Here is a 26,006-nt window from a genome sequence, read left to right as displayed (position 1 = left end):
TAAAGCCATCAACAAAACAGGGCTAAAATAACAAAGCCTTCCGTTTTAAAGGAAGGCTTTGTTAATAATTTATTAAAAAGTTACGGGACTATGCCTCTACTTCTTCAGCTTTTGAAGCCATCAGGCGATCAAATTCTTCCTGAGAACCTACGCGGATATTTTCGTATTCACGTAAACCAGTTCCTGAAGGAATAAGGTGACCAACAATAACGTTTTCTTTTAAGCCAAGCATTAAATCTTTCTTACCTGCAATTGCTGCTTCGTTCAGAACCTTGGTAGTTTCCTGGAACGATGCTGCTGAGATGAATGATTTAGTACCTAATGATGCACGGGTTATACCTTGAAGCATTGGGCTTGAGGTTGCAGCAATAGCGTCACGCACTTCAACTAATCTTAAATCCTTACGTTTTAATATTGAGTTTTCGTCGCGTAATCTTCTTACTGAAACTATCTGGCCTGATTTAAGCGTAGTTGAATCTCCTGGCTCGGTAACCACCTTTTTGTCAAAGATGTCATCGTTTTCCAGCATGAAATCCCAGCTGTCAACAGCTTCTCTTTCTAAGAAACGGGTATCACCTGCATCTTCAATAGCTACCTTCTGCATCATCTGGTGAACGATCACTTCAAAGTGTTTATCGTTGATCTTCACACCCTGTAAACGGTAAACTTCCTGTATACCATTAACAAGATATTCCTGTACTGCAGCCGGGCCCTTGATGGCAAGGATATCAGCAGGTGAAATTGAACCATCAGACAATGGCATACCAGCTTTCACAAAGTCATTATCCTGTACAAGGATGTGTTTTGACAATGGAACAAGGTATTTTTTAACCTGACCGTCTTTTGATTCGATAGTGATCTCGCGGTTACCACGTTTCACACCACCTAAGGTTACCACACCATCAATTTCGGTTACTACAGCCGGGTTTGATGGGTTACGTGCTTCAAACAACTCGGTTACACGTGGTAAACCACCTGTAATATCTCGTGTTTTACCAGTTGAACGAGGTATTTTAGCAATAACCTGTCCGGTTTGTAATTTTTCGCCTTCATCAACTGCGATGTGGGCACCTACCGGAATGTTATAACCTTTTATCACATTACCTGCTTTATCAGCAACCTGGATAACAGGGTTCTTTGTTTTATCTCTTGTATCGATAATTACCTTTTCGCGGTGACCTGTTTGCTCATCTGATTCTTCGCGGAAAGTAATACCTTCCAAAACAGCTTCAAACTTGGTAAAACCAGCAAACTCTGATATAATTACCGCATTGTACGGATCCCATGAACAGATACGGTCGCCTTTGGTAATTTTACTGTTATCCTTAACATACAGATATGCACCGTATGGAATGTTGTTGGTAACAATTACTTTATTGGTTCCCTCTTCTACTATACGGAACTCACCTGAACGGCCCAATACAACTTCAACTAAACCTTCTTCGGTTTTGTATTCAACTGTACGAACGTTTTCAAATTCTATAATACCATCAAACCTTGCGTTGATCTGTGATTCAGCAGCAATGTTTGAGGCGGTACCACCCACGTGGAATGTACGTAATGTTAACTGTGTACCCGGCTCACCAATTGATTGTGCAGCAATTACACCCACAGCCTCACCTTTTTGCACGCGTTTACCGCTGGCAAGGTTACGTCCGTAGCATAATGCACAAACACCGCGTCTGCTTTCGCAAGTTAATACCGAACGAATTTCGATACCTTCTAACGGTGAGTTTTCAATTGTTTTACCAATCTCTTCAGTAATGTCCTGGCCTGCTCCTACTAATAGGTTATTAGTGATAGGGTCAAACACATCATGCAAAGAGGTACGGCCTAAAATACGATCGTATAATGGTTCAACAATATCCTCGTTATCCTTAAGGGCAGTTGTGTATATACCTCTTAAAGTACCGCAATCCACTGTACCAACAATCATATCCTGAGCAACGTCATGTAAACGACGGGTTAAGTAACCAGCATCAGCAGTTTTTAACGCTGTATCCGCCAAACCTTTACGCGCACCGTGAGTTGAGATAAAGTACTCCAATACTGACAAACCTTCTTTAAAGTTTGAAAGGATCGGATTTTCAATGATCTCACCACCTGAGCCTGATTTTTGCGGCTTAGCCATCAAACCACGCATACCTGCAAGCTGACGGATCTGCTCTTTTGAACCACGCGCTCCAGAGTCAAGCATCATGTAAACAGAGTTGAAACCCTGGTTATCTGACGACAGGATCTCCATCACATTCGCTGTTAGGCGGTTGTTGATACGGGTCCAGATATCGATGATCTGATTGTAACGTTCGTTATTGGTAATGAAACCCATGTTGTAGTTACCCATCACTTCTTCAACTTGTTTTGAAGCCTGTGCTATAAGTGTAACTTTTTCATCAGGAATATTAATATCCTTAAGGTTAAATGATAAACCACCCTGGAATGCCATTTTGAAACCTAACTCCTTAATATCATCAAGGAACTGGGCTGCGCGTGCCATACCGGTAATTTTAACAACCTCGCCAATAATATCACGCAATGATTTTTTGGTAAGCAGTTCATTAATGTAACCAACTTCAACCGGTACATGCTCGTTGAACAATACACGGCCTACCGTGGTATCAATAATTTTGCTTACTATTTTGCCATCGCGCTCTTTTATAAGGCCTTTAACCTTAATAAATGCGTGCAAATCAATCTTACGCTCGTTAAAAGCAATAATTACTTCTTCTGATGAGTAGAAGGTTAAGCCTTCGCCTTTTACAACACGATCTGCATCAGTTTTACGGCCTTTGGTTATGTAGTACAAACCAAGCACCATGTCCTGAGATGGAACGGTAATAGGCGTTCCGTTAGCAGGGTTAAGGATGTTGTGCGAAGCAAGCATTAATACCTGGGCTTCCAAAATTGCTGCGTTACCAAGTGGTACGTGAACAGCCATCTGGTCACCGTCAAAATCCGCGTTAAAGGCGGTACAGGTTAACGGGTGCAACTGGATAGCTTTACCTTCAACCAATTTTGGCTGGAAAGCCTGGATACCTAAACGGTGCAACGTAGGCGCACGGTTTAATAATACAGGGTGTCCTTTTAATACGTTTTCCAAAATGTCCCAAACTAATGGGTCTTTACGGTCAACAATCTTTTTGGCAGATTTTACTGTTTTAACCACACCACGCTCAATCATTTTGCGGATGATAAATGGTTTAAACAGCTCGGCAGCCATATCTTTAGGTAAACCACACTCGTGTAATTTAAGGTTTGGACCTACAACAATTACCGAACGGGCCGAATAATCAACACGTTTACCTAATAAGTTTTGACGGAAACGGCCTTGTTTACCTTTCAGGATGTCTGAAAGTGATTTCAATGCACGATTACCTTCAGTTTTTACAGCGTTTACTTTACGTGAGTTATCGAATAACGAGTCAACAGCTTCCTGTAACATACGTTTTTCGTTACGTAATATAACTTCCGGTGCTTTGATCTCGATCAAACGTTTTAAACGGTTGTTACGGATAATTACACGGCGGTAAAGGTCATTCAAATCTGACGTTGCAAAACGACCACCTTCTAAAGGCACTAACGGACGCAATTCAGGCGGGATAACCGGCACGATCTTAACGATCATCCACTCAGGGTTATTTTCGATCCTTGTTTTTGCATCGCGGAAAGCCTCAACAACCTGTAAACGTTTTAAAGCTTCGTTTTTACGTTGTTGTGAAGTTTCGTTTGCAGCCTGGTGACGCAAGCTAAATGAAAGCTCATCAAGGTTAAGGCGTTTTAACAACTCCTCTAAAGCCTCGGCACCCATTTTAGCCACAAATTTTTGTGGATCTTTGTCGTCCAGGTACTGGTTTTCTTTCGGAAGGGTATCTAATACATCAAGGTATTCTTCTTCTGTAAGGAAATCCATTTTGTTGATTCCGTCAGTTTCTTTAATACCTGCCTGTATTACTACGTATCTTTCGTAATAAATGATCAGATCCAGTCTTTTTGTTGGTAAACCCAATAAGTAACCAATTTTGTTTGGTAACGAACGGAAATACCAGATATGTGCAACAGGAACCACCAAATTAATGTGTCCCATACGCTCACGACGTACTTTTTTCTCGGTTACTTCAACACCGCAACGATCACAAACAATACCCTTGTAACGGATACGCTTGTATTTACCGCAATGGCACTCATAATCTTTAACCGGACCAAAAATACGCTCGCAGAATAAACCATCGCGCTCAGGCTTGTAGGTCCTGTAGTTAATGGTTTCAGGTTTTAAAACCTCGCCACTTGAACGCTCAAGAATAGACTCCGGAGAGGCCAGGCTGATTGTAATTGTGGTGAAATTACTTTTGATTTTATTATCCTTTTTGTAAGACATAGTCTCCTTTGTTTTTTAAAGTTAGAAGTTGAAAGTAAAATGGTAAAAGGTAAAAGGTTTTTGACTTGCGCCCTAACCTTTCACCTTTAGCCCTTAAGCTTTAACCTTATTCTAATGTGATATCTAATCCTAAACCTCTTAATTCATGAACCAATACGTTGAATGATTCAGGAACTGATGGTGTTGGCAGGTTTTCACCTTTAACAATAGCCTCGTATGTTTTGGCACGGCCAATAACATCATCCGATTTAACAGTCAATATTTCTTGCAGTATGTTTGATGCGCCGAATGCTTCCAGTGCCCAAACCTCCATCTCACCAAAACGCTGACCACCAAATTGTGCTTTACCACCCAATGGCTGTTGTGTAATTAATGAGTATGGCCCGATTGAACGTGCGTGCATCTTATCATCAACCATGTGACCTAATTTTAACATGTAGATAATACCTACAGTTGTTTGCTGGTCAAAACGATCGCCTGTTAAACCATTGTATAAATAGGTACGGCCTGATTCAGGTAAGTTTGCTTTTTTAACCCACTCTTCCACTTCTTCGTGGCTTGCACCATCAAAAATCGGAGTAGCAAATTTAATTCCAAGCTCTTTACCAGCCCATCCTAATACAGTTTCATAGATCTGGCCCAGGTTCATACGTGAAGGTACACCCAGTGGGTTCAACACAATATCAACCGGTGTTCCGTCTTCAAGGAAAGGCATATCCTCGTCACGTACAATACGTGCAACAATACCCTTATTACCGTGACGGCCCGCCATTTTATCACCCACTTTAAGCTTACGCTTTTTAGCGATGTAAACCTTAGCCATTTGTACAATACCTGATGGAAGCTCATCACCCACACTGATAGCAAATTTATCACGACGGTAAGCACCTAACTCTTCGTTCAACTTAATGTTGTAGTTATGCAGTAAGGTTTTTATCTGATCGTTCTTATCGTCATCAGTAGTCCACTTGGTTGGGTTAATATTCTCATAGTTAAGCTCAACCAGTATTTTTTGAGTGAATTTTACACCCTTAGGCACATGAAGCTCTTTGTAAACGTTGAAAACACCTTGTGATGTTTTGCCGTTCACAATCTCAAATAACTTTTCGATCAAAGTATTTTTAAGATCTTTTACTGCCTTATCATGTTTGTTATCTAATTTCTCTAACTGTGCTTTTTCTTCAGCTTTTGAAGTTTTTTTGGCACGAGAGAATAATTTAGTATCAATAACCACACCTGCAATTGATGGTGGCGTTTTCAGTGATGCATCTTTAACATCACCTGCTTTATCACCAAATATGGCACGTAACAGTTTTTCTTCCGGTGAAGGATCAGACTCACCTTTAGGGGTGATCTTACCAATCAGGATGTCGCCTTCTTTAACCTCGGCACCTACACGGATAATACCGTCTTCGTCAAGGTCTTTAGTAGCTTCTTCTGATACGTTAGGAATATCTGGTGTTAATTCTTCCTCACCACGTTTGGTATCACGCACTTCTAATTCAAACTCTTCAACGTGAAGTGAAGTGAATATATCCTGCGATACAACGCGTTCAGATATTACAATCGCATCCTCAAAGTTGTATCCCTGCCAAGGCATGAATGCTACTTTTAAGTTACGGCCTAATGCAAGCTCACCTGCCTGTGTGGCATAACCTTCACAAAGCACCTGTCCTTTTTCAACTCTTTCGCCTTTTTTAACAATTGGCTTAAGGTTCATGGTAGTACTCTGGTTGGTTTTCTTGAACTTGGTTAAACGGTAGCTCTTGGTATCGCCATCAAAAGAGATTAAACGATCAAGATCATTACGGTCATAACGAATTTTTATTTCAGTTGCATCAACGTATTCAACAACACCATCGCCTTCGGCATTGATCAGTGTACGTGAATCTTTAGCCACACGGCCTTCCAATCCTGTACCTACAATCGGTGCTTCAGGGCGCAATAAAGGCACTGCCTGGCGCTGCATGTTTGATCCCATCAATGCACGGTTAGCATCATCATGTTCCAGGAACGGAATTAATGAGGCCGCGATAGATGTGATCTGGTTTGGAGCAATATCCATTAAATCAAGTCTTTCAGGCTCAATAATCGGGAAGTCACCTTCAAAACGTGCTTTAACCTTAGGTAATGCAAATACACCATTATCATCATAATGTGCATTAGCCTGACCTATTGTTTTACCATCTTCATCTTCTGCAGAAAGATAGATTACATCTTCCTTAACCTGTACTTTACCATCAACCACACGTTTGTACGGTGTTTCGATAAAGCCTAAGTTGTTGATCTTGGCGTGTACGCAAAGAGACGAGATCAAACCAATGTTCGGTCCTTCCGGTGTCTCAATTGTACATAAACGGCCATAGTGAGTGTAGTGAACGTCACGAACCTCAAAACCAGCGCGCTCACGTGACAGACCACCGGGCCCAAGGGCTGACAGACGACGCTTGTGCGTGATCTCTGCCAGTGGATTGGTTTGGTCCATAAACTGTGATAACTGGTTTGTTCCGAAGAACGAATTGATCACCGATGAAAGTGTACGTGCATTGATCAGGTCGGTTGGTGTGAACACCTCGTTGTCACGAATGTTCATACGCTCACGGATGGTACGGGCCATACGTGCTAAACCAACACCAAACTGTGCATATAACTGCTCACCTACGGTACGCACACGACGGTTTGATAAGTGGTCAATATCATCTACCTCAGCTTTTGAGTTGATTAATTTGATCAGGTATTTAACAATCGCAATAATATCCTGTTTAGTTAAAACTTTAGTTTCATCCGAAGTTGAAAGTTTTAATTTACGGTTGATGCGGTAACGGCCCACATCGCCCAGGTCATATCTTTTATCAGAGAAGAATAAACGATCTATGATACCACGAGCAGTTTCCTCATCAGGTGGTTCAGCGTTACGTAATTGACGATAGATATGCTCCACCGCTTCTTTTTCTGAATTTGAAGTATCTTTTTGTAGTGTATTGTATATAATAGTATAGTCACCGCTGGTAGCTGCATCTTCCTTATTCAGGATGATGGTTTTAACACCTGCATCAATGATCATATCGATATGATCGTCTTCAAGCACTGTTTCGCGTTCCAGGATGATCTCATTACGGTCAATAGAAACAACTTCGCCGGTATCTTCATCCACAAAGTCTTCAACCCATTTTTTCAATACCCTTGCAGCAAGCTTACGGCCAATAAATTTCTTCAGGCCTGATTTGCTTACTTTAACTTCGTCGGCAAGTTCAAACAATTCTAATATATCCTTATCAGAATCATAACCAATTGCACGAAGCAAGGTAGTAACAGGGAACTTTTTCTTACGGTCAATATAAGCATACATCACGTTATTAACGTCAGTAGCAAACTCAATCCATGAACCCTTGAACGGGATAACACGGGCAGAGTATAATTTTGTACCGTTAGTGTGGCGGCTCTGTCCAAAAAACACACCTGGCGAACGGTGTAACTGTGATACAATTACACGCTCAGCACCATTGATAACAAAGGTACCTTTAGGTGTCATATAGGGAATAGTTCCCAGGTACACATCTTGTACAATAGTTTCAAAGTCTTCGTGCTCCTCATCATTACATGAAAGGCGAAGCTTGGCTTTTAAAGGCACACTATAAGTTAATCCGCGCTCAATACACTCTTGTATATCATAACGTGGCGGATCAATAAAGTAATCAAGAAACTCTAATACGAAGATGTTTCTTGAATCGGAGATAGGAAAATTTTCGGCAAACACTTTAAACAAACCTTCTTTGTAGCGGTTGTCTGAGGTAGTTTCCAATTGAAAAAATTCCTGGAAAGATTGCAGCTGAACATCAAGAAAATCCGGATAATCCAGTACCTTCCTGCTGGTTGCAAAATTTACTCTTTGATTATTTTTGTTTGCCAAGGTATTATAATTTTAGTTTATTAATAAACTGAGAAATGGTAGACGTGCTATAAACAAGCGGACAGAAGAATGGTCTGTATCCAGTATCCGGCTTTTTATATCTGAACTATATAAACAGCAATAGACCCCGACCAAAAAGGTCGGAGTCTGATGCTATATTCGTGTTGGTTAACTTATTTAACCTCAACTACTGCTCCGGCTTCTTCTAATTGTTTTTTCAAAGATTCGGCTTCTTCTTTAGTAACACCAGTTTTTACTTCTTTTGGTGCACCATCAACTAAATCCTTAGCTTCTTTCAAACCAAGACCGGTTAAGTCTTTTACTAATTTAACAACTGCTAATTTAGCGCCACCTGCTTCTTTCAGGATAACGTCAAATGCTGTTTGCGCAGCTTCAGCAGCAGGGGCATCATCGCCACCAGCAGGAGCAGCAGCAACAGCAACAGCTGCAGCAGCAGGCTCAATACCATACTCATCTTTTAAGATCTGAGCTAATTCGTTTACTTCTTTTACTGTTAAGTTTACCAACTGTTCAGCAAACGCTTTTAAATCCGCCATTTTATTTTAAATTTTACTTTTAATGCTTTTTGTTAAATATCGAACTTTAAGGTGTTCGGTTAACCTCTTTCTTGTAATGTTTTTACAACGCCTGCCAATATATTTCCGCCTGATTGTAATGCTGAAATAACATTTTTTGCTGGTGATTGCAATAATCCAATGATCTCTCCTACCAGTTGTTCCTTTGATTTTAAGTTGATCAAAGTTTCGATCTGATTGTCACCAATAAATATTGATGAATCAATGTAAGCTGCCTTTAAAATTGGTTTCTCGCTTCTTTTTCTTAATTGTTTAATCAACTTTGCCGGGGCAGTTGCCGATTTTGAGAAAAGAATTGATGATGAACCTTTTAATACATCAAACATTGGGGTAAAATCACCACCTGTAGCTTCCATAGCTTTTTGTATCAAGCTGTTTTTTGCTACTTTCATCGTGATGTCGCTTTCGAAACATTTACGACGAATGTCATTGATCTTCGCAACCGTTAAATTAGAAGTATCAGTAATATAGAAATTACCATACTCTTTCATTTGTTCAGTAAGGGCAAGCACTAATTCGTGTTTTTCTTCTTTATTCATGATTTAGATCCCCGCTACTGTTTTAGTTTCGATTGCTATTCCAGGTGACATGGTTGAAGAGATATGAATACTCTTAAAATATGTTCCTTTTGCTGCTGAAGGTTTTAATTTTGAAATGGTTTGTAATACTTCCAAAGCATTTTCATAAATTTTATCAGCAGGGAAAGATACTTTTCCTATTGAGGCATGGATAATGCCGGTTTTATCAACCTTGAAGTCGATCTTACCACCTTTAACCTCAGTTACAGCTTTTCCAACTTCTGGAGTTACTGTTCCTGATTTAGGGTTAGGCATAAGGTTACGCGGGCCTAATATACGACCTAAACGACCTACCTTAGCCATTACACTTGGCATAGTGATAATGATATCAACATCAGTCCATCCACCTTCAATTTTGGCAATATAATCATCCAAGCCTACAAAATCCGCACCTGCATCTTTAGCTTCTTGTTCCTTATCAGGAGTACAAAGAACTAATACACGTACAGTTTTACCGGTTCCATGAGGTAAGGTTGCAATACCACGTACCATTTGATTGGCTTTACGCGGATCAACACCTAAACGTACATCAATATCTACTGATGAATCAAATTTGGCGATAGTTATATCTTTTACCAAAGATGATGCATCCAATAATGAATACGATTTGTTTGCCTCAATCTTGGAGAGTGCCACTTTTTGATTTTTTGTTAATCTAGCCACTGTCTTAAACTGATTTGTATAAATTAATTAATTCCAGGGTGCCGTACCTGATACGGTTATCCCCATACTGCGGGCAGTTCCTGCCACCATTTTCATGGCTGATTCTACTGTAAATGCGTTCAAATCAGTCATTTTATCTTTGGCTATAGTCTCAACCTGGGTCCAGTTTACACTGGCCACCTTTTTACGGTTAGGTTCAGCCGAACCACTCTTTAAACCTGTTGCTTCCAATAATTGGATTGCTACCGGTGGAGTTTTGATGATAAAATCGAATGACTTGTCGACATAAACAGTAATAACTACTGGTAACACTTTACCAGGTTTATCCTGGGTACGTGCATTGAATTGCTTGCAAAACTCCATTATGTTCACACCCTTTGCACCCAATGCTGGGCCAATTGGAGGAGATGGGTTTGCAGCGCCACCCTTTACCTGTAGCTTCACCATCGCACCGACTTCTTTTGCCATTTTTATTTATTTAAATTATAACTCAATGTTAGTAAGTGGAAGCTAAGTAACATTTAAGATTTTGTTGATTGATGCTGCCGGGCTTTAACCCTTTATACAAAAACCTAATATTTTATATTCACAATTAACTGATAACGGCTTACCGCTATCAGTAATTATTATTCTTTTTCTACCTGCATGTAATTCAATTCAAGCGGCGTACGGCGCCCGAAAATCTTTACCATTACTTTTAGTTTTTTCTTTTCTTCGTTAACCTCTTCAATCACACCGCTAAAGCCGTTGAAAGGTCCGTCCATCACTTTTACACCCTCACCTATATAATAAGGCACATTCATGGTTTCGCCTTGTGCACTCATTTCATCAACCTTACCTAAAATACGGTTAACTTCTGCCTGGCGCAAAGGGATTGCATTACCTGCTTTATCACCTAAAAAGCCTATTACACTATTTATATTTTTGATGATGTGTTCAATTTCGGCATCAAGCTGAGCTTCCATTAATACATAACCAGGAAAAAAATTACGCTCTTTTGCAATTTTCTTTCCATCACGCATCTGATAGTACTTTTCAGTAGGTATCAATACCTGGGGTACCAGGTGCGAAATACCTAAACGGCTGATCTCGGCATCTACATATTGCTTAACTTTCTTTTCCTTGCCACTGATAGCCCTTACCACATACCATTTTAACTGATCACTCATTCTCTATCTGATTATTAGGTTAGTGAAGTATAAAACTGATTAAGCAAAAAATGTATGCTCTGATCCATTAACAATATTACCAACGCAATTATAAATGCTGCTACCAGCACTAAAACAGCACTGTTTTGCAATTCTTTCCAGGTTGGCCAGGTTACTTTCTGGGTTAACTCTATGTAAGACTCTTTAATATACTCAGTTACGTTAGCCATTGTATTGTTTACTGTTATGCACGGGAACAAGGATTCGAACCCTGATCAAAGGTTTTGGAGACCTCTATTCTACCGTTGAACTATTCCCGTTTATTATAACTAAGAAAACATAAGCCCACATTATAGCTGCAGACTTATGTTTCTAATTAACCTTTTTGAAATTATTATTTCAAAATTTCAGTTACCTGACCAGCACCTACTGTTCTGCCACCTTCACGGATAGCGAAACGTAAGCCTTTTTCCATTGCAATAGCGTTGATCAATTTAACTGTGATTGTAACGTTATCACCTGGCATAACCATTTCTACACCTTCGCCTAATGAAATCTCACCAGTTACGTCAGTTGTACGGAAATAGAATTGCGGACGGTATTTGTTGAAGAACGGCGTGTGACGGCCACCTTCTGCTTTTGATAATACGTAAACTTCAGCTTTGAAGTCTGTGTGTGGAGTTACTGAACCTGGTTTGCAAATAACCATACCACGACGGATATCAGTTTTTTCAATACCACGTAACAATAAACCTACGTTGTCACCTGCTTCACCTCTGTCAAGGATCTTACGGAACATTTCAACACCTGTTACAGTTGATTTCAAGTTTTCAGCACCCATACCAAGGATGTCAACTTGCTCACCTGAGTTGATAACGCCACGCTCAATACGACCAGTTGCAACAGTACCACGACCAGTGATCGAGAATACGTCTTCAACAGGCATTAAGAAAGGAAGTTCAGTTAAACGTGGAGGAATAGGGATCTGTGAATCTACAGCGTCCATTAATTCCATAATTTTTTCAACCCATTTTGGATCTCCGTTAAGACCACCCAAAGCAGAACCTTGAATTACAGCGATATCATCACCTGGATATTCGTAGAATGATAATAATTCACGGATTTCCATTTCAACAAGTTCTAATAATTCCGGATCATCAACCATATCCACTTTGTTCATGAATACAACTAATGAAGGTACACCTACCTGACGAGCCAAAAGGATGTGCTCGCGAGTTTGAGGCATTGGACCATCTGTAGCAGCAACAACGATGATAGCACCGTCCATTTGAGCCGCACCAGTAACCATGTTCTTCACATAGTCAGCGTGACCTGGACAGTCAACGTGAGCATAGTGACGATTAGCTGTTGAATACTCTACGTGAGCAGTATTGATAGTAATACCACGCTCTTTTTCTTCAGGAGCTGAGTCGATTGAATCGAATGAACGCGCTTCTGAAAACCCTTTATCAGATAATACCTTAGTAATAGCTGCGGTAAGGGTTGTTTTTCCGTGGTCAACGTGACCGATTGTACCGATGTTTAAGTGCGGTTTACTGCGGTCAAACTTTTCTTTTGCCATGATTATATTTAATTATTGTAGGTTAATTTATACTTAAAAATGTTATTCTGTAACGTTAAATTAAACGTTGAGCCAACAATGGGATTTGAACCCATGACCTCTTCCTTACCAAGGAAGTGCTCTACCCCTGAGCTACGTCGGCTTATTTTATTAGCTCATTGGTTGTATTGTTCAGCAGTTTAATGGTATTGTACGCTTAGTTACTAATGAACAAATAAACTAATCAACCTTTTAAACACTGAGCGGAAGACGAGGTTCGAACTCGCGACCTATAGCTTGGAAGGCTATCGCTCTACCAACTGAGCTACTTCCGCTTATTAATTAATGAATAACTGAATTACTGGGTTACTGATTTTTTCAAATTCAATAACTCATTAATTCAGTCAAACAATTGTGGGGGGAGAAGGATTCGAACCTTCGTAGCCGAAGCAGCGGATTTACAGTCCGCCCCATTTGACCGCTCTGGTATCCCCCCATTTGTTGATTTCGGATTTGCAATGTCCAAAGTTGAAGCTAAACATTACGCTTCCGAAATTAACAGAGCCTCCTATCGGGATCGAACCAATGACCTACTGATTACAAGTCAGTCGCTCTACCAGCTGAGCTAAGGAGGCTTATTTGAACCTTAATTACCTAAAGGGCTTACTAACCTTTTAAATAATACCGGCTGATTAATAAGCTGTATTTTTTATTTTAAAGAACCATCCCTTTTAAATAAGAAGAAGTAGATTAGTACCTCTCTGAAAGGGATTGCAAATTTACACATTTTTAGTGCTGAACAAAATTTATTTTCTAAAAAAAATCGGCGGGCTGTAAACCCACCGATTTCAATAAAATTTTAATGATTATTTATCTTAAAAGTCGTCAGTAGCACCAAGTAAAACTGCTTTCTTAGCAGCCTCTGCCACAGCGGCTTTCTTTTGTTTATGTGCTTCTCAATCTGCTTACGGAGGCTCTCAATGGCAAGGTCAGTGGCCTCTTCAAATGTTTTACATTTTTCTTTTGCAAATAATTGATTACCGGGTAACATCACCTTAATTTCTGTTATTTTGTTGGCTTCGTCTTCCACATTTTCAAGCTTCAAATAAACTTCGCCGCTTATAATATGATCATAAAATGTATCCAGCTTATCAGCTTTCTTCTGGATAAAATCCAATAATTTTTTGTCTGCATTAAAACGAATAGATTGCACTGTAATTTTCATGATTCCTCCTTTTTATGCCTTTGGATGGGCTTGTTTGTAAATAGACTTTAATCGTTCAACTGAATTGTGCGTATATATTTGGGTTGCGCTCAAATTAGCATGGCCCAAAAGTTCTTTAATTGCATTTAAATCTGCCCCACGGTTCAGCAAGCTTGTTGCAAACGTATGGCGCAGCACATGCGGGCTTTTTTTATTTTGGGTTGATATGTATGACAGGTACTTTTGCACTATTAAATAAATAAGCTTTGCATAAGCGTTTGCTCCTTTATCTGTAACGATCAACATTAAGGAATTGTTACCGGAAAAATCTGCATTTTTCTTTAACTCCTGGTATTCAGCTATTAATAATTTCAACTCATTGTTAACCGGGATAAGCCTTTCCTTATTGCGTTTACCTAAAACCTTCACCGTACCTTCGTAAACATTTATATCGGTATCCTTCACCCCTAACAATTCGGCTAAGCGCATGCCTGTACCAAAAAGCATTTCAATAACCAACTTATCGCGCACGCCTTTAAAATCGCTGGTAAATACTTCGTTATCATCAAGCATCTGCGTTAGCTTAACATCTTCAACTATTACCGGCAGGTTTTTAGGGATTTTGGGGGCTATGATTTTTGAGGCCGGGTTTACGGCTATCACACCTTCCTGCAACAAAAATTTAAAGTATTTGCGCAGCGTGGCTATTTTGCGGTTGATAGAACGGGCCAGCAGCTGATCGTTCATGAGTTCAACCATCCAGTTACGGATATGATAATGCGTTAATTGCGAAGGGTGTGTTATTTCAGGCTCTGGGGCAGGCGTTAACTTTTCAGGATTATTTAAAAAGGCAATAAACTGATCAAGGTCTGACTGATAGGCCGATACCGTATGCGGGGAGTACCGCTTTTCGAATTCAATATAACGGATAAAACGGTCTATAAACATAAAAACTACTTGTACATCCGAATGATGAATGTACAAATAGTTTTGATATATCGATCAGAAAAATCGAAAATTCTTTTACAAGAATTAAACGGTTGTTTCTAAGTTCATATTTTGTTTGTAGATGGCATGTTTAACCACGTGACGACGGGTTACAGATTTCTTTTCATATGCCTGACGACTACGAAGTTCTCTTAAAACTCCAGTTTTTTCAAATTTCTTTTTAAAGCGTTTTAATGCTTTGTCTAATGATTCGCCGTCTTTTACGTTAATAATGATCATAATTCCTAAATACCTCCTTTCAAGGGATTGCAAAGTTAAGCACAAACATTTGAATATCAAACAGTAATTTCAATTAATTTAATTACTGCTAATACGTTCAATCTTAAGCTAAAACATGACTACATCAAGCTACAGGCTTGCGGTAGCAGCTGTTGCTACCTTAATACTTCACGGCTGATCACTATCTTCTGGATCTCGGAGGTGCCCTCCCCTATGGTGCATAGCTTGGCATCACGGTAATATTTTTCAACCGGGAAATCCTTGGTATAACCATAGCCACCGAAAATCTGAACGGCCTCGGTTGCTGTACGCACTGCAACTTCTGAGGCAAAGTATTTAGCCATAGCCGATTGCTTGGTTACCGGCAGGTGTTTATTTTTAAAGTCGGCGGCCTGCATTATTAATAACTCTGCTGCTTCAATTTCTGTAGCCATATCTGCCAGTTTAAAGGCTATCCCCTGAAAACTACTGATAGACTGCCCGAACTGCCTGCGCTCCTTTGAGTAAGCAACAGCAGCCTCAAAAGCGCCCTTAGCTATCCCTAATGATAAAGCAGCTATGGAGATGCGGCCACCATCCAGAACTTTCATCGCCTGCGAAAAGCCTTCACCTTCTTTACCTAATAGATTTTCCTTAGGCACACGGCAATTATCAAATACCAATTCGGTAGTTTCTGATGCGCGCATACCTAATTTATTTTCCTTTTTACCGTGCGTAAAGCCGGCGGTCCCTTTTTCTATAACCAATGCGGAGATGCCGCGCGAATCGCCTTTTTCACCGGTACGCACCATTACCACGGCCACATCACCTGATTTGCCATGCGTGATCCAGTTTTTTGATCCGTTCACTATGTAATGATCGCCATCCAATACCGCGGTGGTATTCATCCCCATAGCGTCTGATCCGGTATTGGCTTCTGTCAGTCCCCAGGCACCTATCCATTCGGCGGTTGCCAGTTTAGGCAGCCAGCGTTGTTTTTGCTCTTCGTTACCAAAGGCAAGGATATGGCCAGTACATAATGAATTATGTGCCGCTACTGATAAACCAATTGAACCACATACTTTGGCTATTTCAACAATAACAGTTACGTATTCAAAATAGCCGAAGCCCGATCCGCCGTATTGTTCAGGAACCACAACGCCCATCATACCCAGCTCGCCTAATTTTTTAAAAAGATCAACCGGGAAATGCTGAGCCTCATCCCACTCCATAACATGCGGCCTGATATGTTTTTCGGCAAAATCTTTGGCCATCTGGCCAATCATTTTCTGATTATCGTTAGTAGAAAAATCGTACCCCGAAGGCGCATCTGTTAGTAAGGAATCCATGTGTTTACAATTGGTTTATGAGCAAATTAACGCATTAATTTACGCAATAGTTTCAATTTAAACCCGCATGGAAACAGAACGAAACGGTATATGGTATGAATAATTGGTTTAGATAATTTGGGGTTGTTAGTTTGGAGAAAATCCGGCTAAAATATATTTTCACTAATAATCGGCCAGTACCAATACCTTATCACAAACCGGGGTTAATCTTTCTTTTCCCTTTAAAAAGCCCAGGCCAACTACAAATGAAAATCCGGCTACTATGCCGCCCATTTCTTTAATCAGCTCGCTTGCAGCCAGGGCAGTGCCACCGGTGGCCAGCAGGTCATCATGGATCAGGATATGCTGACCCGGTTCAAAGGCATCAGTATGCAGTTCGATAGTTGCGGTGCCATATTCCAACTTATATGCTTTTTGCTTGATAGTGAATGGCAGCTTACCAGCCTTACGAACCGGAACAAAAGGCACACCTAATTTTGTAGCCAATGAAAGGCCAAATAAAAACCCGCGACTTTCAATCCCGGCTATAGCATCAACCTTAGTTCCTTTTAATTGTTCGGCAAAGGCATCTACTATAGATGCGCATAACGCAGGGTCTTTTAATATCGGGGTAATATCTTTAAATATAATTCCCGGTTTAGGGAAATCAGGTATATCCCGTATGGCCGATTTTATTTGCTGCGCTATCATTTAAAATTTAAATATGGCCCAATTTTACGCAAAATTACTTCATCAAGCAGCACAATATTTTTCATATCGGCTATAGAAGTGTAATTTCCATGTTGCGCGCGGTACTGGATTATGGCATTAACCTGCTTATAACTCAGGTATGGGAACAACCTTAACTGATCGAAGGAAATGGTATTGATTGGAATCTTAATGATCCTTTCCGGGTTAACGGTAACCTGTCCCTGCACATCTGCATATTTTAATGAATCCACCCCGTAAACTTCCTTTAGCTGTTCCTTATAAATAAAGCCGCCAAGCCGGTTTCTGTATCTTATAATCCTGATTGCAAATGATGGCCCTATGCCTTTAAGCCTGGTTAGCTTTGCGGAGTCGGCGGTGTTTAATTCAATAATAACGCCCGGCTTTAATTTCCTTTCCACATGTTCTGTTTCGGGGATATTGATGTAGGGCTCTAACCTTTTATAATCGGCTGCAGTAATAGCATAAATCTTCTTTACATCTTCCCTGTTATAAAACCTGCCGCCTTTTGCTTCATAATGTTTAATCACGCTGGCCTGGTGTTCGCTCAGCCCTAATTGCTTCCACTGTTCAACGCTGAGGTTGTTAGGATTAAAAGGAAACATAACGGGATTGGCATTTTTTTGATCAGACCCATAACTGCTTATTTCAACAGCCTGCTTATGCGCTGCCTTACTTAGTAGTGCAACAGCTTTATCAAAATCTTTAAAGTTTATTGTATTATCTTTGTTGATTAACTGATAGACGTAAGGCGCAGCCAATACCAACAGTATTAAAACAACAAGAATTACCATGCCGTTCCATTCTTTTTTGGTTACAGACAGGTAATTTTTTATTCGCGCTTTCATTAATAAGGTTTATCAAAGTTAAAATAAACAATTTTTCAGGATATTTATTCCCTTTCAGAGGGTTTATTTTTTAAATATGAAGGTAATAACCACAGAAGAGTTTGCCAAAGCCACCAAACTGGATAAGTTAAAGATGCCAGGGCTGGCTGCTTTAGTGATGGAGTTAATGAAAATTAACCAGGTAAATGACCTGTTTGCCCAGGCCCAGCCAAAAGTGGGACCTGATTTTGTTGACGCTATTTTAGAAGGCTGCGGAATTGACATTGAGTTTGATGAAGCCGACTTAAAAAACATTCCTAAAACAGGCAGCTTTATAGCCATAGCCAATCACCCTTATGGTGGTATTGAGGGCATGGTACTATTAAAAATGCTATGCATGGTAAGGCCCGATGCCAAGCTGATGGCCAACTTCCTACTGAAAAAGATTCCTAACCTGAGTGATTACTTTATAGCAGTAAACCCGTTTGAGAATGTTGAACATTCATCAAGCATCAGCGGTTTAAAAAACACGTTGGAGTTATTAGCCAACGGTACCCCAATCGGTATTTTCCCGGCGGGTGAGGTATCTACCTTTAAGGTTGATAAAAAACAAATTACCGACAGGATGTGGCACCCGGTTGTGGGTAAGATCATCGCGAAAGCAAAAGTTCCTGTTGTACCTATCTACTTTCACGGTAATAACGGCCTGCTGTTTAACTTACTGAGTTTGATACATCCGGCTTTGCGCACTGCTAAATTACCATCGGAGTTATTTAACAAACATGGCCATACCATTAAGCTGCGTATAGGTAAACCTATTAAAGTGGTTGATATTCCGGATTATAACAACAGCACTAAATTACTTAATTACCTGCGTGCCCGCACTTATGCACTGGGTACAGGGCTGGATGAAGATAAAAAGATCTTTAATCCGCGCAACCTGTTCAAAATAAAAAAATTACCTGAAGCCATAGCACCCGAAATTACTGCTGATGTACTTGAAAAAGAAATTGAACCACTGCGCGAGGATTACCGTGTTTGGGTTGAAAAGAACTATGAAGTTTTTATTACACAAACGTCGCTCATTCCAAATGTAATCCGTGAGATTGGACGGTTGAGGGAGATCACCTTCCGCGAGATTGGTGAAGGAACCAACAAAGCATCAGACCTGGATGAGTACGATATTTATTACACCCATTTATTTATTTGGGATACTGAAGCTAAAATGATTGTGGGCGCCTATCGCCTTGGCCTGGGCGATGAAATATTTTACAGTATTGGTAAAAAGGGATTTTATATATCTGAATTATTTAAGATCAAATCGCAGTTTACACCGGTATTGAAAAAGAGTATTGAACTGGGCCGCTCATGGGTACGTAAAGAATACCAGTTAAAGCCGCTCCCTCTGTTTTTACTATGGAAAGGCATTATAAAATATCTTGTTGATAACCCGCGTTACCGCTACCTGATTGGCCCGGTAAGTATCAGCAACTCGTTCTCTAATTTCTCCAAATCATTAATTGTTGATTACATTAACCGCAATCACTTTGACCATGATATGGCGCAGTACGTAAAGCCCCGTAAAAAGTTTAAGGTTGATCTGGCAAGTATTGATACCGACCTGCTGATGTCGGGAGAGGATTCATTTAAAGGATTGGATAACCTGATTGGCGAAATAGAATCGCGTAATATGAAGGTGCCGGTACTGCTGCGCCAGTATATTGCCATGAATGCCAAGATCATTTGCTTTAATATAGACCCTAAATTTTCGGATTGCCTTGATGGCTTCCTTGTGCTTGACCTTGAAAAGGTACCACAGGATATGCTGGAAAAATTAGGAAAGAATTTATAGGATATGCCTAAAAAAGTATTTTCAAAACCTTTATTAATAATAGAGGAATTATAGGAAGCGCAATTACTATATAAAGTAATATTAACGAAATAACTTTATCTGAAGCTTTAAATTGCCCACTCTTGGTGTTCAATTCTGATGACCCCTTTAACCACAAGTAGAAGTCCCGATCGTGAAGCAAAAAACTAAGTCTTTCAAATCCAAAATCAACTATCGAATATATCGCAGGTGTCATTAACGATGAGAATAAAATACTGACAAATAATCCTTTAGGTGGCTTTATTAATATTAGTAAAATTCCAATTATAAACAGTGTTATTACCAAATAACATTTGTATTGGCTTTTAAACCACGAAGTTTTACGATTAAACAACAGCAAAAAATTAGCCATTGCCAACGCCACAGATATAATGAGTTTAAAATTCATCAATACTTTATACCAACCCTTTTAAGTATAAAGTGCAGCAGCCAGATGGGTCCTATCAGTAAAAACTTAAGGTCATCTAAAAACGAAGGTTTTTTACCTTCTATTTTATGCCCGATGAATTGCCCTATCCACGATAGTACAAAAATAGCCAGGCTTATTTGCCATAAGGCGGGGCCGCCCGTTTTATGCCATTGCTCAAGCCCGGTTAAGGCATAGGTAAAAACAAAAAGCAAAAAGAACATTAAGTACGATAATACCGGCGATAGTTTATAATAATAGTAAACACTAAAAGCTATTAAAAACGACGCCCAGTTAAAAAACCCGTTATACTGGCCTAAAAACTTAAGGTAAGGGAACGGTATTGACCAAACCAGACCTAACAAACTAAACACAATGAGCGGCACACAAATCCAATGGATAATTTTGTTATTGGGGTTTTGATGGCTTTCGGCGTACTTATCAAAGTAAATATCAACCTGACGCTTTTCGGTTTTTGACGATGGAGTATTTTGGGTTACAGCCTTATTCACCTTTCAAAATTAAAACATATTTAACACCATTTGGAACCAAAAAGAGAAATCTTATAAATGATGCAAATTATAATGCAAAACTTATAAGATCTCTCTTCACTCCTTGCCGTACCAACCGGCAATCAATTATTATTTAGCAAAAGCTACCGAACGGGTTTCCCTGATCACGGTAACTTTTATCTGACCCGGATACGTCATTTCCGTTTGGATCCGGTTTGATATATCAGCAGCTAATATTTCAGACTGTGCATCGCTAATCTTTTCACTTTCAACAACAACACGCAGCTCACGGCCGGCCTGTATAGCGAATGTTTTTTCAACACCCGGGTATGACAATGCCAGCTCTTCTAATTCTTTTAAACGTTTGATATAGCTTTCAACCACCTCGCGGCGTGCACCCGGACGGGCACCTGAAATTGCATCACAAACCTGTATAATTGGTGATAACATGGAAGTCATTTCTACCTCATCATGGTGAGCACCAATGGCATTACAAACTTCAGGATGTTCCTTATATTTTTCAGCTAATTGCATACCTAAAATTGCGTGCGGCAATTCAGGGTTATCATCAGGTACTTTACCAATATCGTGCAGTAAGCCTGCGCGTTTAGCCAATTTTACGTTTAAGCCTAACTCTGCAGCCATAGTAGCACAGAAATTAGCTACCTCGCGCGAGTGCTGTAACAAGTTTTGTCCGTATGATGACCGGTAACGCATACGGCCAACCATACGGATCAGCTCCGGGTGAAGACCTGTGATACCCAAATCAATTACGGTACGCTCGCCTATCTCAACAATTTCTTCTTCAATTTGCTTTTTGGTTTTGGCAACTACTTCTTCAATACGCGCCGGGTGAATACGTCCGTCAGTAACTAAGCGGTGCATAGCCAGGCGGGCAATTTCGCGCCTAACCGGGTCAAAGCCCGATAATATGATGGCTTCAGGGGTATCATCCACAATAATTTCAATACCGGTAGCAGCCTCTAAAGCGCGGATATTTCTACCCTCGCGGCCAATTATACGGCCCTTGATCTCATCGTTTTCAATATTGAAAATTGAAACAGTGTTTTCAATAGCACTTTCAGTAGCCGTACGCTGTATAGTTTGGATAACTATCTTCTTAGCTTCTTTAGTAGCGGTTAATTTGGCTTCGTCAACAATATCCTTTATCTGGGCCATTGCCTTGCTGCGCGCTTCTTCGCGCAGGTTATCAATCAATTGGTTCTTAGCATCCTCGGCTGATAAGCCGGCAATGGTTTCTAACTGCTGTACATGTGAGTTTTTAAGTAATTCAACCTCTTCTTGTTTTTTAATAACAATATCAGTTTGGCGCTCCAGGTTTTTGCGGGTATTATCCAGTTCACTTTCCTTGCGGTTCATGTTCTCCAAACGGGAGTTAAGCGACTGCTCTTTTTGTTTAACACCGTTTTCACGCTGGTTAATGCTGTTGTTTTTTTCGTTTACCTGCTGCTCATGCTCGGCTTTTAGTTGCAAAAAGCGCTCTTTTGCTTCCAGCAATTTATTCTTTTTAAGGATCTCCGAATCATTTTCGGCATCCTTTAAAATCTTTTTTACTTTGTTCTGGGCTGCTATTTCCTGGTCTTTAAATAGTTTTCGCAGCAGGTATCGCCCGATAAGCACGCCCGGAAGGCCACCTATCAGCACGCCGATAATTAGGTATAATATAGTGTTCATGTTTAATGTTATAATTGGTATAAATAAAAAAACCGCAACTAATCCTTAAGTATCATGTATTTAAAAACTTCATTTCGATGTGGAATCAAGGCCACCGTTAAACAAAAATGGTTAACGTATACCTATCTGATCCGCTCATATTGAAGCGTTAAGTTTTTAATAGTGAAACTTAAAATTTAACTGCGGTTAAATCTTAATGCTCTGTTTTTATGTAAAGAACGTTATTGCTTTGAAAAAAATTCTGATAACAAATAATCCAACTGATATACTTTATCGGTTACTTCGGTATCCTCAACCGTAACTTTCATATCCGCCTTTAATGATGAAGTTGCGTAATGCAACACACACATCGAAAGCAAGTCCTGTTTATCCCGCACCGCATAATTTTCCTGATATTCTTTTATCCGGTCATTAATCAGCTTGGCTGCTCTACGTATTATTTCTTCCTCTTCCATGTTTACCTTTAAAGGGTAAACGCGGTCAGCAATGTTTATTTTTATTGAGATTTCTCCCATCTGAGCTTTTCACTTTATGCACTACTTTTTCAGTAATACAATACACTTATCTATTTCCTGCACAAATTCGTTAATTTTTTGCTTTATGTCAAGACTTTTTTCATTTGTTTCTGAAAAAGACTTGGCCATTTTCAAAGCGCGCAGCTTTTCGTCCAATTCCTTGGTCTTATTTTTACTGGCATCAAGGGCTACGGACAGCGCCTCACTCTCCAGCTTCAATAAGTCATTTTCCTCCTGCAAAGCACCACAGAGCTCAATTAAGCGCTCCGTTCTATCTACAATCTTATTTAATTGCTCTGCTAATGCCATTGGTTTTATTAGTGATTAGGGGTTTTATGTAAGATAACTTCTTACTTTTTTAATATTAATTATTTATTAACAACAAATATACTTTTTTAGATTAATCAGTTAATTTCTAATCCCAAATTAACTAATTGTTATTTACGTATCTCTGCTCCAGCTTCCTTGCCTAAGTTATAAATCAATTTCTGCATTATGCTGTCAATTGCTTTATCGGTCAGCGTTTTTTCATTATCCTGCAAAATAAAGCTCAATGCGTATGATTTTTTTCCCTCGGGTAATTTATCACCCTGGTAAACATCAAATACATTAATATCCTGCAAAAGCTTGCGCTCTGTTTTTTGTGCAATCTGTTTTAACTGGCCAAATGAAACCGCTTTATCAATCAGCATGGAAAGATCGCGCCTTACCGCCGGGAATTTTGATACATCCTCAAAAACGATCTTGTTTTTGCGCACCATGGTAAGCACAAGGTCAAAATTAAAGTCGGCATAAAAAACCTCTTTATCAACATCGGCTTTTTTCATAGCTTCTGTTGATACCGTACCAAATTTCACCAACTGCTTATTGTTCTTTTTGTATTGCAGCCCGTAAGCCAGTTTTTTACTCGTAGCATCTTCTACTGTAAAATCACTGATGCCTAACTTTGCCAAAATACCATCAACAATGGCTTTAAGGTTATAAAACGAAACCGTTTTTACTTTTTGGTTCCATTGCTCGGCCTTATCTGCACCGCTTAAAAATAGCGCGAAGCGCTGGTTCTCGTTGTATTTTCCTTCTTCTATCGCGTATACCTTACCAAACTCATACAGTTTTAAATCAGCATTGCGTCGATTTTGGTTATAGGCTACCGCTTCCAGGCCAGAGTACAGCATGGTTTGCCGCATTACATCTAAATCACTGCTCAACGGGTTAAGGATCTTCACTGCTTTATCCAGATCAGACGAGTAAGCCGATTTTGTTAACGAGTTTGACATGATCTCGTTAAAACCATTAGCAGTCAGCAGATCAGATACCAGGTTTTGGACCGTATCCTTCTCGGGCCTTACCGAAGTGTTTAACGATGCCCTGATCTGTGTAGGGATCTCAATGTTATTATAACCGTAAATACGCAATATCTCTTCAACAATATCAACCTCACGGGTAATATCAACCCGGTAAGGCGGTACTTTTAAAGAAAGACCGTCGCCGGTTTCGCCAACAATTTCAATCTCCAATGCCTGGATAATGCCTTTTATTTCGCCATGCGGAATTTCCTTGCCTATTAACCTGTGGATACCTTTGTAGGTAACCTCAATTTCAAAAGGCTGTACCGGGTTTGGATAAAAATCAGAAATGTTTGAGGAGATACTTCCACCTGCTATTTCTTTAATCAATAAGGCAGCACGTTTTAAAGCAAAAACCGTCATATCCGGATCAGTACCACGCTCAAACCTGAACGATGCATCTGTTTTTAAGCCATGCCTTTTTGATGTTTTACGTACCGATACGGCATTAAAGTAAGCACTCTCTAAAAAGATATTTTTTGTAGTAGCCTTAACGCCCGAATCTGCCCCGCCAAATACACCGGCTATACACATCGGCACGTCGGCATTACCGATCATCAGATCATCGGCAGAGAGCTTGCGCTCCACATCATCCAGCGTTTTGAATAAAGTACCCTCTGCATAGTTTTTTACTACAACCTTGCCGCCTGTTATGGCATCAGCATCAAAGGCATGCAATGGCTGGCCTAAATCATGCAATACATAATTGGTTGCGTCAACAATATTATTAATGCTGCGGATACCGATTACAGCCAAACGCTCTTTTAACCATTTTGGCGATTCCTTAACCTCAACACCTGATATTGTTACACCAGAATAACGTGGGCTTGCCACCTCATTTTCAACAACAACATCAATAGTTAGATTGGTGTTATCAACTTTAAAAGCTGAAACATCGGGTCTTTTTACGGCTATTTTTAAAAATGCGGCTATATCCCTTGCGGTACCTAAATGCGAAGTTGCATCGGCACGGTTAGGGGTTAAGCCTATTTCATATAGGTAATCGTCGTTTAGTTTAAAGTAATCTTTAGCTAATGTGCCAATGGCGGCGTCAGCATCAAGCTCCATAATACCTGCATGGTCGGTCCCCAGGCCTATCTCATCCTCGGCACAGATCATCCCTTCAGATACCTCTCCCCTTATTTTTGATTTATTGATCTTAAATGGTTCGCCGGCAGTGGGGTAAACAGTTGTACCAACGGTTGCTACTACTACTTTTTGCCCTGCAGCAACGTTGTTTGCGCCGCAAACAATCTGCAGATCTTCGCCTGTACCTACATCAACTTTGGTAACGCTTAACCTATCGGCATTTGGATGCTGGTAACGTTCTTTCACAAAACCTACTACCAAACCTTCCAAGCCACCCGGAATTGGCTGCACCTTTTCAAGACTCTCAACCTCTAAACCTGTACCGGTTAATATGGTGGAGATCTCTTCGGGAGTTTTATCAGTATCAATAAATTCTTTAAGCCAGTTATACGATATCTTCATTATAGCTAAATGATAATCGGCAAAG

The 26,006-nt window shown here is 40.0% G+C and carries 21 protein-coding genes and 5 tRNA genes; 1 reads left to right on the top strand and 25 read right to left on the bottom strand.

The annotated features are described in order from the left end of the window. Window positions 1–88: 88 nt before the first annotated feature. The 20 genes from rpoC to ACQY4U_RS09085 form a co-directional block, all read right to left on the bottom strand. On the bottom strand, window positions 89–4,375 hold the full coding sequence (gene rpoC, locus ACQY4U_RS09180; RefSeq protein ID WP_428329090.1) for a DNA-directed RNA polymerase subunit beta': 4,287 nt from the start codon (window positions 4,373–4,375) through the stop codon (window positions 89–91). A 106-nt stretch (window positions 4,376–4,481) separates the two neighbouring features. Then, window positions 4,482–8,285, bottom strand: coding sequence for a DNA-directed RNA polymerase subunit beta (gene rpoB, locus ACQY4U_RS09175; protein WP_428329089.1), 3,804 nt, complete (start codon window positions 8,283–8,285; stop codon window positions 4,482–4,484). A 173-nt stretch (window positions 8,286–8,458) separates the two neighbouring features. Then, window positions 8,459–8,842 (bottom strand): 50S ribosomal protein L7/L12, encoded by a 384-nt coding sequence (gene rplL, locus ACQY4U_RS09170; RefSeq protein WP_144908957.1) that lies wholly within the window; start codon window positions 8,840–8,842, stop codon window positions 8,459–8,461. Window positions 8,843–8,901: 59 nt separating this feature from the next. Next, complete coding sequence (gene rplJ / locus ACQY4U_RS09165) at window positions 8,902–9,420, bottom strand: 50S ribosomal protein L10 (RefSeq protein ID WP_428329088.1); 519 nt, start codon at window positions 9,418–9,420, stop codon at window positions 8,902–8,904. Between the two features lie 3 nt (window positions 9,421–9,423). Beyond that, a complete protein-coding gene (gene rplA / locus ACQY4U_RS09160; RefSeq protein ID WP_428329087.1) occupies window positions 9,424–10,122 on the bottom strand; it encodes a 50S ribosomal protein L1 in 699 nt (232 codons plus the stop codon). A 27-nt stretch (window positions 10,123–10,149) separates the two neighbouring features. Further along, entirely contained in the window at window positions 10,150–10,590 is a 441-nt protein-coding gene (gene rplK, locus ACQY4U_RS09155; protein WP_428329086.1) for a 50S ribosomal protein L11, read from the bottom strand. Window positions 10,591–10,748: 158 nt separating this feature from the next. Beyond that, on the bottom strand, window positions 10,749–11,291 hold the full coding sequence (gene nusG, locus ACQY4U_RS09150) for a transcription termination/antitermination protein NusG (protein ID WP_428329085.1): 543 nt from the start codon (window positions 11,289–11,291) through the stop codon (window positions 10,749–10,751). Window positions 11,292–11,305: 14 nt separating this feature from the next. Further along, window positions 11,306–11,500, bottom strand: a complete 195-nt coding sequence (gene secE, locus ACQY4U_RS09145) for a preprotein translocase subunit SecE (RefSeq protein ID WP_428329084.1) — start codon at window positions 11,498–11,500, stop codon at window positions 11,306–11,308. Between the two features lie 19 nt (window positions 11,501–11,519). After that, window positions 11,520–11,590, bottom strand: a tRNA-Trp gene (locus tag ACQY4U_RS09140). 74 nt (window positions 11,591–11,664) lie between these two features. Continuing rightward, window positions 11,665–12,852 (bottom strand): elongation factor Tu, encoded by a 1,188-nt coding sequence (gene tuf, locus ACQY4U_RS09135; RefSeq protein WP_428329083.1) that lies wholly within the window; start codon window positions 12,850–12,852, stop codon window positions 11,665–11,667. A gap of 70 nt (window positions 12,853–12,922) precedes the next feature. Next, window positions 12,923–12,994: transfer RNA gene (locus tag ACQY4U_RS09130), tRNA-Thr, on the bottom strand. 99 nt (window positions 12,995–13,093) lie between these two features. Next, window positions 13,094–13,166, bottom strand: a tRNA-Gly gene (locus ACQY4U_RS09125). 80 nt (window positions 13,167–13,246) lie between these two features. Continuing rightward, window positions 13,247–13,327, bottom strand: a tRNA-Tyr gene (locus tag ACQY4U_RS09120). A 66-nt stretch (window positions 13,328–13,393) separates the two neighbouring features. Next, window positions 13,394–13,466, bottom strand: a tRNA-Thr gene (locus ACQY4U_RS09115). Window positions 13,467–13,690: 224 nt separating this feature from the next. Continuing rightward, the gene (locus ACQY4U_RS09110; RefSeq protein ID WP_428329082.1) at window positions 13,691–14,056 is read right to left on the bottom strand and encodes an HPF/RaiA family ribosome-associated protein; all 366 of its coding nucleotides are present in this window, start codon (window positions 14,054–14,056) and stop codon (window positions 13,691–13,693) included. Between the two features lie 12 nt (window positions 14,057–14,068). Beyond that, a complete protein-coding gene (locus tag ACQY4U_RS09105; RefSeq protein WP_428329081.1) occupies window positions 14,069–15,019 on the bottom strand; it encodes a tyrosine-type recombinase/integrase in 951 nt (316 codons plus the stop codon). A 48-nt stretch (window positions 15,020–15,067) separates the two neighbouring features. Further along, window positions 15,068–15,262: a 30S ribosomal protein S21 gene (rpsU, locus tag ACQY4U_RS09100; protein ID WP_428329080.1), complete on the bottom strand. Its 195-nt coding sequence runs from the start codon at window positions 15,260–15,262 to the stop codon at window positions 15,068–15,070. A gap of 155 nt (window positions 15,263–15,417) precedes the next feature. Continuing rightward, window positions 15,418–16,590: an acyl-CoA dehydrogenase family protein gene (locus tag ACQY4U_RS09095; protein WP_428329079.1), complete on the bottom strand. Its 1,173-nt coding sequence runs from the start codon at window positions 16,588–16,590 to the stop codon at window positions 15,418–15,420. 162 nt (window positions 16,591–16,752) lie between these two features. Next, window positions 16,753–17,280, bottom strand: a complete 528-nt coding sequence (locus ACQY4U_RS09090) for an adenine phosphoribosyltransferase (RefSeq protein ID WP_428329078.1) — start codon at window positions 17,278–17,280, stop codon at window positions 16,753–16,755. Next, entirely contained in the window at window positions 17,277–18,146 is an 870-nt protein-coding gene (locus ACQY4U_RS09085) for a ComEA family DNA-binding protein (RefSeq protein ID WP_428329077.1), read from the bottom strand. Before ACQY4U_RS09085 ends, ACQY4U_RS09090 begins: the two co-directional genes overlap by 4 nt. 76 nt (window positions 18,147–18,222) lie before the next feature. On the opposite strand from ACQY4U_RS09085, the gene ACQY4U_RS09080 reads away from it, so the two are divergent. Beyond that, complete coding sequence (locus ACQY4U_RS09080) at window positions 18,223–19,977, top strand: lysophospholipid acyltransferase family protein (protein ID WP_428329076.1); 1,755 nt, start codon at window positions 18,223–18,225, stop codon at window positions 19,975–19,977. A 426-nt stretch (window positions 19,978–20,403) separates the two neighbouring features. Here the strand turns inward: ACQY4U_RS09080 and ACQY4U_RS09075 are convergent, their stop codons facing one another. The 5 genes from ACQY4U_RS09075 to pheT form a co-directional block, all read right to left on the bottom strand. Next, the gene (locus tag ACQY4U_RS09075) at window positions 20,404–20,934 is read right to left on the bottom strand and encodes a DUF962 domain-containing protein (RefSeq protein WP_428329075.1); all 531 of its coding nucleotides are present in this window, start codon (window positions 20,932–20,934) and stop codon (window positions 20,404–20,406) included. Between the two features lie 129 nt (window positions 20,935–21,063). Beyond that, window positions 21,064–22,629: a ribonuclease Y gene (rny, locus tag ACQY4U_RS09070; protein ID WP_428329074.1), complete on the bottom strand. Its 1,566-nt coding sequence runs from the start codon at window positions 22,627–22,629 to the stop codon at window positions 21,064–21,066. A 221-nt stretch (window positions 22,630–22,850) separates the two neighbouring features. After that, window positions 22,851–23,144 (bottom strand): cell division protein ZapA, encoded by a 294-nt coding sequence (locus tag ACQY4U_RS09065; protein WP_073405405.1) that lies wholly within the window; start codon window positions 23,142–23,144, stop codon window positions 22,851–22,853. A gap of 21 nt (window positions 23,145–23,165) precedes the next feature. Continuing rightward, window positions 23,166–23,453 (bottom strand): hypothetical protein, encoded by a 288-nt coding sequence (locus ACQY4U_RS09060; protein ID WP_428329073.1) that lies wholly within the window; start codon window positions 23,451–23,453, stop codon window positions 23,166–23,168. Between the two features lie 128 nt (window positions 23,454–23,581). Continuing rightward, entirely contained in the window at window positions 23,582–25,981 is a 2,400-nt protein-coding gene (gene pheT, locus ACQY4U_RS09055) for a phenylalanine--tRNA ligase subunit beta (protein WP_428329072.1), read from the bottom strand. Window positions 25,982–26,006 lie beyond the last annotated feature (25 nt).

The organism is Mucilaginibacter sp., from assembly GCF_965277465.1.
In the GTDB taxonomy this organism is placed as follows: domain Bacteria; phylum Bacteroidota; class Bacteroidia; order Sphingobacteriales; family Sphingobacteriaceae; genus Mucilaginibacter.
The sequence above is the reverse complement of the archived record's forward strand: the minus strand, read 5'-3'. Positions and strand labels throughout refer to the sequence as shown.

Bases quoted from the DNA above. Each gene is read 5' to 3' on its own strand.
- rny (WP_428329074.1), bottom strand. From the start codon at position 22,629: ATGAACACTATATTATACCTAATTATCGGCGTGCTGATAGGTGGCCTT.
- rpsU (WP_428329080.1), bottom strand. From the start codon at position 15,262: ATGATCATTATTAACGTAAAAGACGGCGAATCATTAGACAAAGCATTA.
- ACQY4U_RS09110 (WP_428329082.1), bottom strand. From the start codon at position 14,056: ATGAAAATTACAGTGCAATCTATTCGTTTTAATGCAGACAAAAAATTA.
- tuf (WP_428329083.1), bottom strand. From the start codon at position 12,852: ATGGCAAAAGAAAAGTTTGACCGCAGTAAACCGCACTTAAACATCGGT.
- ACQY4U_RS09090 (WP_428329078.1), bottom strand. From the start codon at position 17,280: ATGATAGCGCAGCAAATAAAATCGGCCATACGGGATATACCTGATTTC.
- ACQY4U_RS09095 (WP_428329079.1), bottom strand. From the start codon at position 16,590: ATGGATTCCTTACTAACAGATGCGCCTTCGGGGTACGATTTTTCTACT.
- ACQY4U_RS09060 (WP_428329073.1), bottom strand. From the start codon at position 23,453: ATGGCATTAGCAGAGCAATTAAATAAGATTGTAGATAGAACGGAGCGC.
- secE (WP_428329084.1), bottom strand. From the start codon at position 11,500: ATGGCTAACGTAACTGAGTATATTAAAGAGTCTTACATAGAGTTAACC.
- rplL (WP_144908957.1), bottom strand. From the start codon at position 8,842: ATGGCGGATTTAAAAGCGTTTGCTGAACAGTTGGTAAACTTAACAGTA.
- ACQY4U_RS09080 (WP_428329076.1), top strand. From the start codon at position 18,223: ATGAAGGTAATAACCACAGAAGAGTTTGCCAAAGCCACCAAACTGGAT.
- rplJ (WP_428329088.1), bottom strand. From the start codon at position 9,420: ATGAATAAAGAAGAAAAACACGAATTAGTGCTTGCCCTTACTGAACAA.
- nusG (WP_428329085.1), bottom strand. From the start codon at position 11,291: ATGAGTGATCAGTTAAAATGGTATGTGGTAAGGGCTATCAGTGGCAAG.
- pheT (WP_428329072.1), bottom strand. From the start codon at position 25,981: ATGAAGATATCGTATAACTGGCTTAAAGAATTTATTGATACTGATAAA.
- rpoC (WP_428329090.1), bottom strand. From the start codon at position 4,375: ATGTCTTACAAAAAGGATAATAAAATCAAAAGTAATTTCACCACAATT.
- ACQY4U_RS09065 (WP_073405405.1), bottom strand. From the start codon at position 23,144: ATGGGAGAAATCTCAATAAAAATAAACATTGCTGACCGCGTTTACCCT.
- ACQY4U_RS09085 (WP_428329077.1), bottom strand. From the start codon at position 18,146: ATGAAAGCGCGAATAAAAAATTACCTGTCTGTAACCAAAAAAGAATGG.
- rplK (WP_428329086.1), bottom strand. From the start codon at position 10,590: ATGGCAAAAGAAGTCGGTGCGATGGTGAAGCTACAGGTAAAGGGTGGC.